The sequence below is a fragment of the Bacillus sp. PK3_68 genome (genome assembly GCF_003600835.1).
Classification (GTDB): Bacteria; Bacillota; Bacilli; order Bacillales; family Domibacillaceae; genus Pseudobacillus.
This window is the reverse complement of the sequence record NZ_NQYC01000002.1, coordinates 1-16,634: the sequence shown is the minus strand read 5'-3', so window position 1 is coordinate 16,634 and position 16,634 is coordinate 1. Positions and strand designations below refer to the sequence as shown.

Below are 16,634 nucleotides of genomic sequence, written 5' to 3'. Positions count from 1 at the left end.
TTCCGATCCATCTTTTATAGCGAACCGGAACGATAAAATATCCTATTTAAACCGTCGCCTTCAGCTTCTCAAATTCCTCTGTCAGCATCGGCACGACTTCAAACAAGTCGCCGACAATCCCATAATCCGCTACGCCGAAAATACTCGCTTCCGGATCTTTATTGATGGCCACAATAATTTTAGAGTTAGACATACCGGCTAAATGCTGAATCGCTCCCGAAATTCCACAGGCAATATATAAGTCTGGTGTGACGACTTTCCCTGTCTGGCCAATTTGCAGCGAGTAGTCGCAGTAGTCTGCATCACACGCTCCGCGGGAAGCGCCGACTGCGCCGCCAAGTGCGGCAGCGAGCTCTTGCAGCGGCTTAAAGCCATCTGCACTTTTCACACCACGGCCGCCTGCAACAATCACTTTCGCCTCTGATAAATCAACGCCTTCCGCTGTTTTGCGAACCACTTCCTGAATAATTGTCCGAATATCTTTAATATCCGTGTTTACAGAATAGACATCACCTCTGCGGGATTCATCTTTTTCAAGCGGCACAATGTTATTTGGACGTACCGATGCCAGCAGAAGCCCTTCGCTCACTTTTTTCTTTTCAAAGGCTTTTCCCGAATAAATCGGACGAGTGAAAATCACTTCGCCGTCCTCTTCTTCTAACGCTGTTGCATCCGAAATGAGCCCAGCTTGCAGTCTAGAGGCGATCTTTGGAGACAAATCCTTTCCGAGCGCTGTATGGCAGAAAATAATCGCATCTGGATTTTCGCGGTCTACAACAGCAAGCAATGCCTGTGAATAACCGTCAGATGTATATTGCGCTAACTTTTCATGCTCCACAACCGCCACACGATCGGCTCCGTAATGAATAAGCTGCTCGGCTAGGCCGCTGATAGATTCGCCAACCAGCACCCCTACTACTTCTCCGCCCTGGGCGACTTTTTTGCCAGCTGCCATCGCTTCAAACGAAACATTTCTTAGTGCCCCATCACGTGCTTCTCCCAATACTAATACTTTTTTTGACATATGAATCCCCTCCTATCCTGTTTGTCCTTTAGATAACCTTTGCTTCGTTATGCAGTAAGCTCACAAGCTCTTTTACCTGGTCGCTTACATCGCCTTCTAAAACGCGGCCCTCTTCCTTCTTTGGCGGCAGGAACACATCGATTGTTTCGGTCTTTGCTTCTACGTCGTCTTCATCAAGCTCTAAATCATCCAGCTCTAACTCTTCAAGCGGCTTCTTCTTCGCTTTCATGATGCCCGGCAAAGAAGGATAGCGCGAATCATTTAAACCTTGCTGAGCTGTGACAAGCAGCGGCAATGAAGTCTCGATTTTTTCCGAGTCCCCTTCTACATCTCGCACAATGTGAACGCTTTCACCTTCGATTTTAATATCCGTAATTGTTGTTACATACGGGATGCCGAGCTGATCGGCTACGCGCGGGCCAACCTGTCCGCTTCCGCCGTCAATGGCGACATTTCCAGCGATAATTAAGTCTGCTTCCTTGTCTTTTAAAAACTCAGCAAGAATCTTAGCCGTTGTGTATTGATCACCGTTTTCGACATCGTCTTCTGTATTGATGAGCACGGCTTTATCAGCTCCCATGGCGAGCGCCGTACGGAGCTGCTTCTCCGCTTCTTCGCTGCCAACGGAAACAGCCGTTACCTCACCGCCTTTCTCATCACGGATTTGAATCGCTTCCTCCACGGCATATTCATCGTATGGATTGATAATAAATTCAGCGCCTTCCTCCTGAATTCGGCCATTTGCCACGCTGATTTTTTCTTCTGTATCAAACGTTCTTTTTAGCAGTACATAAATGTTCATGTTGTCACCCCCACTTTTTGGCCTTGCTCATTGTATTCATAAAAACCTTTGCCTGCTTTTCTGCCGAGCTCTCCTTTTTCGACTTTTTCCTGGACAATTTTAGATGGTCTGTCTCTTTCATCACCGCTTTCTTGAAAGCGCTGCATGCGAACAAAATAATTTACATCCAAGCCTGTCAAATCCATGAGTGAAAACGGACCGATCGGATGATTTAACGCTTTTGTGCAGACCAAATCAATCTCTTCATGTGTGGCATAGCCGTTCTCTAACAGGAAAAGTGCTTCATCTACTAATTTTCCGAGCAGGCGGTTTGCAATGAAACCTGAAATCTCCTTTTTTAACAAAACCGGCGTTTTATGAATGGAACGGATGAACGCCATGCTGATTTCAGCTGTTTCCTCTGATGTATGAGGCCCTTTGACCACTTCCACGAGCTCCATTACAAGCGCCGGATTAAAAAAGTGAATATTGCAAACATTTTCTGGCCGGCTGACCGCCTCCGCTATTTTTGAACTGACGATGGTTGAACTATTCGTTGCTAAAATGGTGTGTGGCTGGACAATGTCTTCCAGTTTAGCAAACAGCTCTTTTTTGGCCTCTAGTTTCTCCACAATGGCTTCAATCACCATGTCCGCTTCCTTCAGCTGCTCCAGGGCCGTTGTAAACATAAGTCTGGCAAAGGCCTTCTTCGCTTCTTCTTCAGTGAAACGGCCCTTCTTCACCCGCTTCTCCATTTGTTCCTCTAAAGATCGCTTTGCTTTCTCCAGGCTTTCCTGCTGAATATCATGTAAAATAACGGGATAGCCGGCTAGTGCGCAAACCATCGCAATCTGCGAGCCCATTGCTCCGGAACCAATGACCGCTACTTGTTTAATTGACTGGCTTGTCATGTTTTTGCTCCCTTCTTTCCATTTCCTCTTTCACTAACAATCTCTTGAGCAGCTTTCCCACGCCGTTTCTCGGCAAACTTTCTCTCACTTCTATTTCTTTCGGCACCTTGTAAGGGGTCAGTTTTGTGTAACAATAGTTTCGTAGTTCCTCACTGTCTACCTCTTTGCCTTCTTTTGGAACAATGTAGGCTTTAATGATTTCACCGTGTATCTCATGAGGCAATCCCACGACCGCTGCTTCTTTCACAGCCTCGTGCTCAAATAACACCCCTTCAATTTCCTGTGGATAAATATTGAATCCCCCGAAAATAATCATTTCTTTTTTTCGGCCCACGATATAAAAGTAACCGTCTTCATCCATCGTGGCGAGATCGCCAGTGTATAGCCAACCGTTTTGCAGTGCTTGTTTCGTTTCTGCTTCATTGTTCCAGTACCCTTTCATCACCTGAGGTCCTTTAATGAGCAATTCACCCACATAGCTCGTTCCGAGGACATTATTGTTACGGTCGATAATCAGGCAATCTGTACCTGGTACCGGAATGCCGATACTTCCTGCTTTTCTCTCTCCATGGATTGGTGTGCGGTGTGTCGTTGGTGATGTTTCGGACATCCCAAAGCCCTCTAAAATTTTTGACTTTGAAATTTTCTCAAACCTTTTAATCACCTCTATCGGAAGAGGGGCCGAACCGGATGAACAAACCTTTAAGGAATCTAGCCCATACTCATGAGCTCGTGGATGATTAGCGAATGAAATATACATTTTCGGCACACCTGGGAACATCGTCGGCTTATACTGTTTAATTTTTTCCAGCACTTCCTCTGTATTAAATTTTTTAATCAGTAAAATATTAGCCCCAATGTACAGCCCAAGATTCATTGCACTCGTCATGCCGTATACGTGATATAAAGGCGTCGCAGCTAAGACGGTCTCTTGCCCTAGCTCAATTCTCTGCCGGTACATGGTGAAACTTTGATAAACATTTGTGGTTAAGTTATAATGCGTCAGCATCGCTCCTTTTATTTTTCCTGTCGTGCCGCCGGTATACTGAATCACCGCTACGTCTTCTTTTGGATCCACGATAACCGGAGTTTGAAGTGGGGAGCCCACGTTAATCAAGTCTTCTAGATGCCATAGAGAACCGTTTTTTATTTCACTCAGTTGTGAACCCATCACTTCTCTAATCTTATAAATCTCTTTTATCTCCTCTATCGTGCCAAAGGAACGGTTGTCCACTATCACGTAAGAGACATTGGCATCATCCAAAATTTGCAGCAACTCTCTGGTTGTATATGCCGGGTTAATCTGTACAACAATCAGTCCGAGTGCCTGGGCAGCATAATAAGAGATAATGTAATCGGGATGGTTGCTCATCATGAGCCCGATACGTTCTCCCTTTTGAAAATTCATGGCTTTCCAGCTGCCAGCGAGCCGGTCCACTCTATTTTTCAATTCACGATAATCGATTGTCTCGCCGTTATAGGTTATGGCTGTTTGTTCACTATATCTCTCAGCGGAGTCTGCCAGCAGGGAATAAAGAGAAACCTCGGGCAGTGATAACTGAAAGATGTCATCCTGATAATATTTGTGCCATGGCTGCTGTTGAACTTCCTGCAATGTCATCCCCCCATTTTTTAAAGAGATTTTCAGCCGCTATGAATCAATTCGACGTTTTAAGCAGGCTGTCTTCCTGTTCTTTTTCTACATTTTTTTGATTAGCAGGTCTCACTAACATGATGAATAAGATAGAAAATACCAATACAAGAACGGCCATAAATAGAATCGACAGGTTATAACCGAACAACTTATCCGATTTAGTCAGTCCCACAATAAAACCAGTCACAAGCGGCGCCACAATTCCCGCAATATTTCCTGATGAAGTTAAAATGCTTGTCATCAAGCTGCCTCTTTCAGGCAATTCGTTGATCATGATGGTCGGTCCAATCGGCAAAATCGCATAGGTTAAACCTTTTGCCAAACACATGGCAGCCACTACCCAAACCGGATGCTGAAAAATCGTAATGGAAGCCATACATAATGCACCGATAGCCATGGAAATGCCCACGACATACACTCTTGACAATCGCCAGTTCTGGTTCTTTTTAAATAAATAATCTGATAAAGCAGAAACACCGATATAAATAATAGTAGAAGCGATTCCAATAACCATGACACCGAATCCCATTTGGGCCGAGCTCATCTTGACGACTTCAACAAGATAGATCGGAAGCCATACGGCAATCCATACGACAAGAAAATACGTGGAGAAGTAAGCAAGTGTTGTAAATAAAGCGGAAGGAGAAGCCAGCAGCCTTAGAAAATCTTTGATATTCAGCTTTTCCAATGGTTTCTGCTTTTGGCTCTTCGCTTTCTTATACGCGTCCATAGGACTTTCCTTTGTCATGAATTGAAAGGCAATCGCCCAGATAATACTCGCTGCCCCTAGCCAGGCAAAAGCCATTTTCCAACCTAATATATTAATAAGCGCAACTAGCAAGGGAGCTACAATCATAGCTCCGACAGTCGCTCCTGAAACAACGACCGAGTTGGCAAATCCGCGGAGCTTCGGTGGAAACCATGAATGGGCATGACTATAGGCAACCGGGCTGAAAGGCCCTTCAAATGCCCCAAGCAAAACACGGTATACTACAAGAAGCGGCAATACTGTAATGGCCAACACGCCGAACTGCAGAACAGCCCAGGTCAGCATTAGCACCCCCAACACTTTTTTGGCCCCAATTCTGTCCGCAAGAGCTGCGCCGAACACGCCTGTCACTGGATAGAGCCAGTAATAACTACTTCCGACGATGCCCCATTCCGCATAAGAAAGGTTCAGATCTTTCATAATGGGAACAGCAGCAAGCCCGATAATAGATTTGTCTGCAAAATTAATAATCATGCCAAAGAACAGAAGAACGAGGACAACCCAACGCATAGCAAACCCTCATTTCATGATTAATAGGTAGATACTTCTTAATTTTCTTCCAGTACTCTTCTTGCAATAATCATCCGCTGAATTTCGTTCGTTCCCTCATAAATTTTTGTAATTCGAGCGTCCCGGTAAAACCGTTCTACAGGATAGTCTGACACATAGCCCATGCCACCGTGAATCTGCACTGCTTTATCAGCTACTCTATTAAATACATCAGAAGCAAATAATTTTGCCATCGAAGCCTCTTTAATGGCTTTTTTGCCTTCATCAATCATTTGAGCTGCACTTATGGCCAATGCACGGGCCGCTGCTGTTTCAGTTGCCATGTCTGCCAGCATCCATTGAATTCCTTGATTAGCAGCAATCGGCTGTCCAAATTGCACCCTTTCTTTCGCGTAAGAGGCCGATAATTCAATCAGCTTTTGACATGAACCGACTGCGCGGGCTGCTAGACCAACACGCCCTTCGCCCAAAATACGTAAAGCAGAGACATAGCCCATGCCGACCTCCCCAATCACATTTTCTTCCGGCACTTCACAATCTTCAAAAATGAGCTGGGCTGTATAAGAACCGCGAAGTCCCATTTTTTTATCCTTCTTTCCAACTGTAAAGCCTGGAAAGTCTTTTTCCACTAGAAAAGCTGTAATGCCTCCTTTTGCCCCTTTTTCTTTATCATTTAAAGCGAATACCGTAAAGACATCGGCTACCGGTGCGTTTGTAATAAAATGCTTCGTTCCGTTTAAAATCCATTTGTTGCCGCGCTTTTCCGCTCTCGTCGCTAAATTTGTTGCATCTGAACCGGCACCGGGCTCTGATAGGGCAAAAGCGGCAATTTTGTTTCCGGCAGCCATGTCTGGGAGATACTTTTCTTTTAAATAAGGGGAAGCGAGCTTTACTAAACCTGTACTGCCAATTCCCGTGTGAGCACTGATTAAGCTGACAAATCCATTATGCGTGCGTCCGAGCTGCTCTAAAACAGTCGCTTTTCCGACTTGATTTAACCCAATGCCTCCGTATTCTTCTGGAATGCTAATTCCAAAAAGGCCAAGTTCTTTCGCTTTTTCAACAAGGTGCTGCGGAATGGCATCTTCCTCTTCAATTTGCTGAGCAAACGGTTCTACCTCCTTATCTACGAAATTTTTGATCATCTGCTTCATTTGTTCCAATTCTGGTGTCATGGTTTCAATCATGCCAATTCCTCCTTTTATTCTGTTATTGCTCCTTTATAATGCAATCCTTATGCCAAGCGGAAAGCTAATTTATTCTAGAAAAAGGAAGGACAAAAAAGAGAAATAATTCATAATTGAATCCGACTAAAAAGATTATCGCTGTAAAGCTCAATTCAAAAATGTATCCTTAATACATTTTTGAATCTTCAATGAGGAAATGGAGGTGGTTGTCAAAAAGAAAAAGCTACCTTTTCGGATAGCTTTTTTCTTCATTCTTCAATCTTTATCTTATATTTTTTTAGTTTCCTAACAATCGTCGGCTGGCTCGTGTCTAAAGCCTCCGCGATTTCATAAGTCGTTTTGTATTTTTTGACGGCCCACAGCAAGACTTTCTTCTCCGCTGCTTCTGTGGCTTCTCTTAACGTGACTATGTGTCCATCTTGTGCGGCCGCTTCTGCGGTTTCTGCTTTATACTCTGCAGGTAAGTTTTCTAGGCCAATAATATGGTCTCTAGTCAACAGGACGAGACGCTCCAGTAAATTAGAAAGTTCTCTCACATTTCCAGGCCAATGATACTCATAAAAGAAGGATTTCAGCTCCTCATTCAATTGCTTCGTTGTCCCATACTTTTGATTGATTTTCTTCAGATACAGATTCATAAGGGGCAAAATCTCTTCTTTTCTTTCACGAAGAGGCGGAATGTGAATCGGCACGACATTTAGCCGGTAAAATAAATCTTCACGAAACTCTCCAGCCTGGACCATCTCTTTCAAGTTGCGGTTTGTTGCCGCAATCAGCCGAACGTCGACTTTCTTTGTTGCGATTCCGCCAACACGTTGAATTTCCCTTTCTTGTATAACGCGAAGCAGCTTTACTTGAAGATTCAGCGGCATTTCACCAATTTCATCTAGAAATAAAATGCCCTTATCAGCCAGTTCAAACATCCCTGGCTTCCCCTGTTTATTCGCTCCAGTAAAGGCCCCTCCTGAATAGCCAAATAACTCAGACTCTAATAAATCCGGCGGTATAGCCCGCAGTTCACTTTAATAAACTTGCCTTGCTTTCTTCTTTCGCTGTGATTATAGATATGCTTCGCAAGCACATCTTTCCCAACACCTGTTTCTCCTAGAATGAGAACCGTCGCCTCTACATTAACAATCCGGCTAGCAGTATCATAAATTAACTTCATTTGTTCACTTTGGATGATTGCATCCTCGCCCGTTGCAGCAAGATTTCCTTTTAATCGTTCAATCTCTTTCTGATAGGTCTTATTCATTTCCGTTGCTTTTCGCAAAGCTGTTTGTAAGTCGTTTAAATCCGATAAGTCGCGAATATTTGTGACAACGCTTTCAATTTCTCCTTCTTCGTTCAGTACTGGGCTGCCTGTCAGCAATGTCTCACGCCCTGAATAATTTAATTGAACGACCGATACGGTTTTCTTTTTCCGCATAACTTGCTCTGTGACAGAGTTTTCAAGGATGCCTCTTTCCATAAGGGCTGTCACACTTTTATGAATATAATACTCTTTCGGAATACCTGTTATTCTCTCAATAGCCGAGTTGGTCTTTAACGTGATACCGTCCCGGTCTGTAATATAAATTCCATCGTATGAGCTTTCAATAACGGCATCAAGATGACGATTTGCCTTTTTGAGTTTTTCTAATTCGTTCAAAAGGGAGGCCAGCTCCTCTGAGAATACCCCTACATATAAAATCTGTCCCTGTTCCATCACCTCTTTGAGGAACAGACAGTATTTGCGGCCTACCCTTGCGTGAACAAGACGATCATTTTGTATAACCTTCCATTCGTCAAATGCTTCTTCTACACGCTTGTATACTATATTCGATACAAGCTGCCTATTCATTTCCTCATTGACCGACAGAATCTCCCCTTGTGTTGAGGTAATAAAGTAAGGAAATGGAAGCGCCTCTGTTGATAGAATCACACTCATATCCTCCTCCCCCTTCCCTTACATGTTAACTGAGTTTTCTAAATATTCAAAGCGCTTTCTGTACAGGCTGTACGGCAATACAGGCTCTTTCCAAGAGTTCTGCGATATCGTGCGTTCGAATGGTGTCCTCCCTCTCCACCGCCTTCACTCCGTCCGACAGCATCGTCAAGCAGTACGGACAGCCCGAGCTAATGACAGATGGGCTGACTGCCAGCGCCTGCTCCGTCCGTGCTACGTTAATGCGGTGGCCGGTATTTTCCTCCATCCACATCAATCCGCCGCCGGCGCCGCAGCACATGCCGTCTTGCCGGTTCCGGGTCATTTCTACGATCCTCACACCCGGTATCGCTCTCAAGATCTCCCGCGGCGGATTGTAAACATCATTATAGCGGCCGAGATAACACGAATCGTGGAACGTGATCGTTTCATTGACCGCATGTTTGGGGTTCAGCCTGCCTTCTCTCAACAGCTGAGCGAGCAGCTCGGTATGATGATACACTTCCGCTTTGAAGCCCATGGCTGGATATTCGTTTTTAAAAATATTGTAGGCATGCGGATCGATCGTCACGATCTTCTTCACGCCGTTTTTCTCGAACTCTGCGATGTTCGCAGTTGCCAGCTCTTGAAATAAAAACTCATTGCCGAGACGACGCGGGGTATCACCGGAGTTTTTCTCTTTGTTGCCAAGGATCGCGAACTTTACTCCTCCTTCATTTAACAGCTTCGCAAAAGAAAGGGCAATTTTCTGGCTGCGGTTATCAAAGGCTCCCATCGAGCCAACCCACAACAGGTACTCAAATCCTTCTCCGGCTTTCTTCATTTCTTTTATTGTCGGTACGTAAACATCATCGCGCAGCTCACGCCAGTTTTCTTTTTCTTTACGGTTCAGTCCCCATGGATTGCCTTGGCGCTCAATGCCTTGCATCGCGCGCTGGGCTTCAGGATCCATTTTTCCTTCTGTTAAAACGAGATAGCGGCGCAGATCAATGATTTTATCCACATGCTCATTCATGACCGGGCACTGGTCCTCACAGTTGCGGCATGTTGTACACGCCCAGATCTCTTCTTCGGTGATCACATCCCCAATCAAGCTCGGATGATGCAGTTCAGCCGCTGCTTCCGCTCCACCGGCAAGAGCCAATTGATTCCCTGTTGTATTGGCAAATGCAAATGCCGGCACCCATGGCTGTTTGGATGTTACCGCTGCCCCGCTATTTGTTAAATGGTCGCGCAGTTTAACAATTAAATCCATGGGCGAGAGCATTTTCCCTGTGCCGGTTGCCGGACACATATTCGTGCAGCGGCCGCACTCCACACAAGCGTAGAAATCAATCATTTGCAGCTGGTTAAAATCTTGAATCTTCCCCACACCAAATGATTCCTGCGTCTCATCCTCAAAGTCAATCGGCTTCAACGTACCCTGTCGATCCAAGCGATAGAAATACGTGTTGACCGGCCCGAAAATCAAATGAGCGTGCTTGGATTGCGGCACATACACGAGGAATGTCAGCAAGACCAATAGATGCACCCACCAGGACACGTAAAAAAACGCAATAGCGGCTTTTGTGCCGATCCCTGAAAACACAACGGCTGCAGCAGAAGCCACCGGTTCCAAGCCAGTCCAGTGGACATCTGTCCCTTCATGCCAGATTAAATCCATCCCATTGCCGATTAAGACGGACAACATTAAAAGGCCAATAAAAATAAGAACAAGTCCGTTCTTCCAGCCGCGCTTTAAGCGAACCAACCTTTCAACATAACGACGATGAAACGCCCAGACGACGGCCATAAGGATCATGAGTGTGACGAGCTCCTGGAAGAATTTAAATCCTCCATATAGCGGACCGAGCGGCAAATGTGCTCCCGGTATGATGCCTTTAATAATAAAGTCGACAGCCCCTAGCTGCACGAGCAGAAAGCCATAGAAAAACATAACGTGGATGGCTCCGCTTTTTTTATCTTTGAGCAGCTTCTTCTGCCCAAAAACAAATACCCAGATTTTCTCCATCCGCTTCTTTACATCGTTGTCAAACTCTTGTTTCTTGCCCAGCTTAATGTATTCATAGCGGGTCTTTAATAGATACATAAACAAATAGATTCCATAAGCTGTGACACCGGCTGCAGCAAAAAGATTTAACCAAAGCAAATTCACAAGATCACTCCTTATTCAAGATTACCCTTTTATGGTTTTGTGTGGATAAAAAGAAAGAACGCCCATTTTCTTAAAGGTGAAACCATGAGAGATTTACCTTCATCTGCACACCTCCACGGCTTTTTATTTTATGTATAGAGAGGCTCCCTCATAAATGCAATTTTTATGCCATTACGCTCGCCCTCTCTTTCTAACTGCTATGAGAGAAGAGGTTTTGCACCAGACCAATGAAATATGAGCAATATAGAAAAAAATTTAGAAATCATATGATTGATCGCCTGTTCATTTCCAATATGGAATGATCAAGGGCTTTTTTGCTTAGCAAGGGATGAATTTTCTTATGGGCCATCAACCTTTTGACGGTTTTATACGCTGGGAATCATCGATTCATTAAAGGATAGTGTCAGAAAAATGCAGGTTTGCAACGTTAAGGAAACCCCGATATAAAAAGCCTAAACTCTCGGTGTTATAAGTGAGAATTTAGGCTTTAGCTGCTCCATTAAAGCGCCCGATTGTTAAGGTTTGGCTTCGGTATACAGTGTATTTTCAGGTCTTGCCCTCGAGGGTTTTTATGCAAAATTCGGCGGGTATCCAATCAACCAAGGTTATATTTAAAAGTTTCATTTCTCCTTGCTAATCCAGCCCTGGCTTCGTAGAAAAACCTTTTGTGTATCCTGGGTCTTTTGTTTAGGCAGATTTCTGGATGCATATTTGAAGGAAGGGATAATCAGTTAAGGTTTTATTATAGTTACGAAAGTCTATAGTATTCCTTTATTAGCTCCATAAAGTTTTTTGCAGGTGTAGAGACATAATGATTTTCAAGAAAAATAACTCCTAAAGAAGATGCCAAATTAGCATCATTGATCGGTATGGAATAGAGACATTTATCCCTATAGACATCCAAAACTGATTTTGGAACAATTGTTGCTCCCATGCCTCCTTTAACCATCTCCATTAAAGTGTGCATATCGGAGCACTCCGCCATTTTATTTAGTTGAAGATTTTGCCTTGAAAATGCTTCAAGAATCGTACTATAGATACCCAATCCCTCTGTACTTGGAACGATGAGAGGGATATCTGAAAGCTCTTCCAATGAAATAGTGTGTGTTTCTTTATTTGTTACGAAAAAAAAGGGCTCATTCATTAGATGATGATAGGCCAAACCCCGATGTTCAAGCGGAAGACGCACAAATGCCAATTCAATGGCCCTTGTTTTTATCATTTCTGCTAAATAAAAAGAATCATTTTGAACTATTTTTAATGAAACAAGGGGAAACTTCTTGTGGAAGGATCGGAGCATTTCTGAAAATCCTGATAGAGATAAAGTGTTGATCCCGATAGCAAGTACACCCTTTCTTCCTTCCTCTGTTTCCTGTATTTCATTTCTTATTTCTTCTGCACTATTCACAAGATGTAACGCCCTTTTGTAGAGTACATCGCCTTTATCAGTTAATTCCAGGGTCTTTCCGCTTCGTTCAAATAATTTAACCCCTAACTCCTGCTCCAATTGTTTCAACTGTATGCTTAGTGGCGGTTGAGACATATGTAGCCGAATCGCAGCAGCTGTTAAACTCTTTTCCTCAGCAATTGCAATAAAATACCGTAATTGTTTAAGGTCCATAAATGTCTCCTTGTATTTAAAAACTGTATAGTTATTATTCAAATTATATATTTTTCATATAATTGAGTCCATGTTAAGATTACTTTCATATTCATTTGACAGGAAATTAGAAAGGTGATTAATATGGAGCGCTTTTTCAAATTCAATCAATATGATACGACAATTGCAAAGGAAGTTTCTGCAGGGCTGATTTCATATATAACTGTGGCCTATATTATTATTGTCAATGCGACGATTTTGGTGGAGGCAGGAATCCCGATGGAGGCGGGAATTATTGCAACTATATTAACCAGTTTTTTTGGTTGTTTAGTCCTCGGCTTATGGAGTAATACTCCTCTTCTTATTATTCCAGGTATGGGGTTAAATGCGATGTTTACCTATACAATCGTTCAATCTGGGGGATTTACTTGGCAGGAAGCCTTAACCATGGTTTTCATTTCAGGACTGATTTTTATTGTTATTGCCTTTACACCAATGGCAAAAGTGATTACTTCCTCCATTCCTAACTCCCTGAAAGAAGCCATTACCATTGGAATTGGGATTTTACTGATTTTTATTGGCTTCGAAAATGCGGGAATTATTTCAAAATCTGAGCACACCTTGCTTGCAATTGGTGATTTAAGCAGTCCCACAGTAATCATAACGTTTATTGGTTTGATTATTACGATTATCTTATTTATTAAAAATGTACCTGGAAATCTCTTATTAAGTATTATCATTACTTCGATTTTATCAATTTGGTTAGAGGGAGATACATTTAAGGGAATGTCCCTTTCAATGCCCTCTTTTCACGAATATTTTGGAGTGTTTGGTCAAATATCGTGGGGACAAGCAGGAAATATCGTTTTCTGGCTAACTTCTATTTCCTTTGCCATGGTGATCGTATTTGAAAATATTGGGCTGATACATGGACATAGCAAAATGCTTAACCGTCCTGAAAGTAGCAAGAAATCGCTTCAGGCAACAGCCGTTTCAGTTTTATCTTCGGGTATCTTTGGCACAAGTCCCACTGTAGCATCCGTGGAGGCAGCCGCAGGAATTACAGCAGGCGGGAGAACAGGTTTAACGAGCATGGTGACAGGATTTATGTTTCTCATTTCTATTTTGTTTATACCTGTTATTAAAATTGTTCCGGCAAGTGCGGTTTCTCCAATTCTGATATTGATTGGACTTCTTATGTTGCAAAACGTAGTTCATATTCCAATGGATGACTTAACAGAGAGCATTCCAGCACTTTTAATTATCGTATTGATTCCTTTAACATATAGCATTGCAGATGGCATGGCCATTGGCTTTATTCTCTATCCGCTGATAAAGCTATTAATAGGAAAGGGCAAGGAAATTCACCCAGCTCTTTATATGATTGCCATTCTGTTTTTTAGTAATTTTGTTATTCAGTACGTATTTTAGGTGAAGGCTCAAAAACGATGAAATAATTACTAGAAGGGTGAAAAATAATGAAAGAAAATATATTATTTAGCAAAGAAGAAATTAATGAGAAGGTAAAAGAGTTAGGGGCACTTGTGTCAAATGACTATCAAAATGAAGATAAAAATCTCCTTATTATTTCATTATTAAGAGGAAGTTTTATTTTCACGGCAGACCTAGTTCGGCACATAACGGTTCCCGTTAGAATTGAATTTATGGAAACTTCAAGCTATGGCTTTGGAAAAACTAGCAATGGAAATGTAAAGGTCTCTGACTTTTCAGTGGATATTTCCGAATATGATGTCCTTATTGTAGATGATATATTGGATTCAGGACATACAATGAAAGCAGTATATAATGTTCTTAAAGAAAAAAACCCCAAAAGTTTAAAGACCTGTACATTCCTCGACAAACCATCACGTAGACAAGTTGATATTGAAGTAGATTATAAAGGATTTGTTATCGAAGACAAGTTTATAGTAGGGTATGGGCTGAACTATGGTCATCATTACCGCAATATACCTTACATTTTTGAAGTCATTGAAAAGTAATATTATGTAATTTGCTTACTTCCCTCCGTTAAAAAGTCGGTATCGAAACAGCAATGTAGCAGGGAAGGGTATCAGGCATACACTATGTATTCAATCTTTATTCATCCAATCGTTTTTTCATTGAATATCAATATTAATCCGGGGCAGCTCCTATAGAGTGTTGCCCCTTTTTCTGTTATCAAATATTCTCCTAATCCTTTGTCCAGTAACGGTTTAGCTGCTCCTTGAAATCCTATTCCAGTTATCAATCCCAGAAGAGCAGGTATAACGCAATTCCAGATAAGAAGGTCATAAGGACCTTTTTATAAGAAACATACATAGCGACCCCTATAAAGGTAGTTGCTATTGCTTAATCTATTACCACAAAATATCTCAAAGACCCTTTTAACTCTAAAGGCAAATGAGTGGCAATGGGGTTTCCTTTGTCCTGCCGCGCCCATTGTGCCAAAAGAGTGTTTTTGCCCCCCAAACTTCCTCTACGTTCGTGACCTTAAAATAATCTTCAAAAGAAGGTTATTTGAGTGTTTTAGTCATTATAAAGTCTATCTGTTCTTCATCACCCATATAAAAAGAGTGGGATCCAGTTTGGATAAATCCCATTTGCTTATAAAAAGCAATAGCATTTTCATTTTTTTCCCATACACCTAGCCAGATTTTCTTTTATTATATTCCATGGCAATTTCTATAGCTTTATTTAGCAGATATTTACCAATCCCTTGTTTCTGAAATTTTTTCTTTATATAAATCCTCTCGATTTCAAGTGATTCATCCCCCATTTCTTCAGACTGAGCATCATTCGTGTTGACCTTTAAATATCCAGCGATTTCATCATTAAAGTAAACAAAAAAGAATTGTGAAGAAATGTTGGATAATTCTTTTTCTAGTTGTTCTAACTTAAATGCCCTTTCCAAATAAGCGTTCATATTTTCGGGTGAATTCTGATGCTTAAATGTCTCATCAAATGTTTCATAACTAAGTTCTTGAAGTTTACGTGAGTCTTCTAGTTTACATTTTTTTATCTTTATAGTCATTTAAATATGTCTCTCCTTTAGATCATCAATAATTTCTCTTATTTCCCTTTTTTACAAATTCCCAGTCTTTTTCTATATTTTTTCTTACTCTTTGAAGCAGATTGAAAATGGTTTCTATTTCTGTTTCGGAAAACCCTTCTAATGCAACGATATCAGAATAATCATGCTCTCTTTTTATAAAAGGATAAACACTTTTCCCTTTCTCTGTCGGAAAGAGCTTTTTTATTTTTTTGTTATGTTGGTCTTCTTTCTTTTCAATAAAGCCCTTAATTTCCAGTTTTTTTATAGCGCGCGCTGCTGTTGTTCGATCTACTTTTATCATCTCAGCTAATTTTTCTTGAATGATTCCCGGGTTTTCACATACTCTCACAAGGTATAAATACTGCCCCTTTGTAAGGTCATATTCTTTAAATTCTATATTACTTATAGAATCTAATGCCCTTGCTATCATTCCAATCTCACGAAGAACTTCCTTCATAATTAACTCCTTAGTATATATTTTTGTTGCAAATGCAATAAAAGTGGCATATATTAAATTTAATCTAAATTTGTTGCATTTGCAACAAAAAATAATGATAAAGAGGTCGTATAAAGTGAAATATGTTTTTTATGTATTAGGAATTTTAATATTAACTCTTGGTATTTCTTTCACTATACAATCAGACCTGGGAACTTCCCCTTTTGATGCACTGTTAGTAGGTCTGTCTATAAATGTAGGGCTTACTGTGGGAAGTTGGGAAGTCATCCTAGCTTTAATATTGATATGTTGCAATTCACTTTTAAAAAGACAAAGACCAGAAGTTTTAGGATTGGGAACTGCCCTTATAACAGGTATTGGTATTGATATGTGGCTTTTTTTATTGCACAATTTGATAACCCCTGACCTTTGGTACAGCAAGGTTATTTGTTTTGGAACCGGTCTAGTTGTTATAGGGTTAGGAACCGCAATATATCTACACACAAATTTTGCACCGATTCCAATTGACCGATTAACCTTAATCATACAAGAATTAACTGGAATAAATATATTTTGGTCGAGAACATTCATTTACTTCATATTCCTGATCATGGCATTAATTTTAAAC

The 16,634-nt window shown here is 41.6% G+C and carries 13 protein-coding genes and 2 pseudogenes; 3 read left to right on the top strand and 12 right to left on the bottom strand.

Annotated features, from left to right (window positions below):
- Positions 1-46 precede the first annotated feature (46 nt).
- The 10 genes and pseudogenes from CJ483_RS22310 to CJ483_RS22270 all read right to left on the bottom strand — a co-directional run bounded on the left by CJ483_RS22310 (position 47) and on the right by CJ483_RS22270 (position 12,539).
- The gene (locus CJ483_RS22310) at positions 47-1,024 is read right to left on the bottom strand and encodes an electron transfer flavoprotein subunit alpha/FixB family protein (protein WP_120038260.1); all 978 of its coding nucleotides are present in this window, start codon (positions 1,022-1,024) and stop codon (positions 47-49) included.
- A 28-nt stretch (positions 1,025-1,052) separates the two neighbouring features.
- Positions 1,053-1,826 (bottom strand): electron transfer flavoprotein subunit beta/FixA family protein, encoded by a 774-nt coding sequence (locus CJ483_RS22305; protein WP_120038258.1) that lies wholly within the window; start codon positions 1,824-1,826, stop codon positions 1,053-1,055.
- Positions 1,823-2,716: a 3-hydroxyacyl-CoA dehydrogenase family protein gene (locus CJ483_RS22300; RefSeq protein WP_120038256.1), complete on the bottom strand. Its 894-nt coding sequence runs from the start codon at positions 2,714-2,716 to the stop codon at positions 1,823-1,825. Before CJ483_RS22300 ends, CJ483_RS22305 begins: the two co-directional genes overlap by 4 nt.
- A complete protein-coding gene (locus tag CJ483_RS22295; RefSeq protein WP_120038253.1) occupies positions 2,697-4,331 on the bottom strand; it encodes a long-chain-fatty-acid--CoA ligase in 1,635 nt (544 codons plus the stop codon). The genes CJ483_RS22300 and CJ483_RS22295 overlap by 20 nt, the downstream gene beginning before the upstream one ends.
- A 43-nt stretch (positions 4,332-4,374) precedes the next feature.
- Positions 4,375-5,649: an MFS transporter gene (locus tag CJ483_RS22290; protein WP_120038251.1), complete on the bottom strand. Its 1,275-nt coding sequence runs from the start codon at positions 5,647-5,649 to the stop codon at positions 4,375-4,377.
- Between the two features lie 38 nt (positions 5,650-5,687).
- A complete protein-coding gene (locus CJ483_RS22285; protein ID WP_120038249.1) occupies positions 5,688-6,836 on the bottom strand; it encodes an acyl-CoA dehydrogenase family protein in 1,149 nt (382 codons plus the stop codon).
- Between the two features lie 248 nt (positions 6,837-7,084).
- Positions 7,085-7,201, bottom strand: coding sequence for a hypothetical protein (locus tag CJ483_RS25880; protein WP_481747755.1), 117 nt, complete (start codon positions 7,199-7,201; stop codon positions 7,085-7,087).
- Positions 7,202-7,315: 114 nt separating this feature from the next.
- A pseudogene (locus CJ483_RS25265) lies at positions 7,316-8,544 on the bottom strand (sigma-54 interaction domain-containing protein); the annotation flags it as partial.
- A 268-nt stretch (positions 8,545-8,812) separates the two neighbouring features.
- The gene (locus CJ483_RS22275) at positions 8,813-10,918 is read right to left on the bottom strand and encodes a (Fe-S)-binding protein (protein ID WP_259455833.1); all 2,106 of its coding nucleotides are present in this window, start codon (positions 10,916-10,918) and stop codon (positions 8,813-8,815) included.
- A gap of 748 nt (positions 10,919-11,666) precedes the next feature.
- The gene (locus CJ483_RS22270) at positions 11,667-12,539 is read right to left on the bottom strand and encodes a LysR family transcriptional regulator (protein ID WP_120038245.1); all 873 of its coding nucleotides are present in this window, start codon (positions 12,537-12,539) and stop codon (positions 11,667-11,669) included.
- A 123-nt stretch (positions 12,540-12,662) separates the two neighbouring features.
- Between CJ483_RS22270 and CJ483_RS22265 the strand changes: the two genes are divergently transcribed.
- Both CJ483_RS22265 and hpt read left to right on the top strand, forming a co-directional pair.
- Positions 12,663-13,949, top strand: coding sequence for an NCS2 family permease (locus CJ483_RS22265; RefSeq protein WP_120038243.1), 1,287 nt, complete (start codon positions 12,663-12,665; stop codon positions 13,947-13,949).
- Positions 13,950-13,996: 47 nt separating this feature from the next.
- Entirely contained in the window at positions 13,997-14,518 is a 522-nt protein-coding gene (hpt, locus tag CJ483_RS22260) for a hypoxanthine phosphoribosyltransferase (protein ID WP_120038241.1), read from the top strand.
- Between the two features lie 513 nt (positions 14,519-15,031).
- Here the strand turns inward: hpt and paiA are convergent.
- Together paiA and CJ483_RS22250 are read right to left on the bottom strand one after the other, a co-directional pair.
- Positions 15,032-15,549, bottom strand: a pseudogene (gene paiA, locus CJ483_RS22255) (spermidine/spermine N(1)-acetyltransferase).
- A 25-nt stretch (positions 15,550-15,574) separates the two neighbouring features.
- Positions 15,575-16,027 (bottom strand): MarR family winged helix-turn-helix transcriptional regulator, encoded by a 453-nt coding sequence (locus CJ483_RS22250; RefSeq protein WP_120038239.1) that lies wholly within the window; start codon positions 16,025-16,027, stop codon positions 15,575-15,577.
- 115 nt (positions 16,028-16,142) lie between these two features.
- Between CJ483_RS22250 and CJ483_RS22245 the strand changes: the two genes are divergently transcribed.
- A partial coding sequence (locus CJ483_RS22245) for a YczE/YyaS/YitT family protein (protein ID WP_120038238.1) occupies positions 16,143-16,634 on the top strand: 492 nt, incomplete at its 3' end.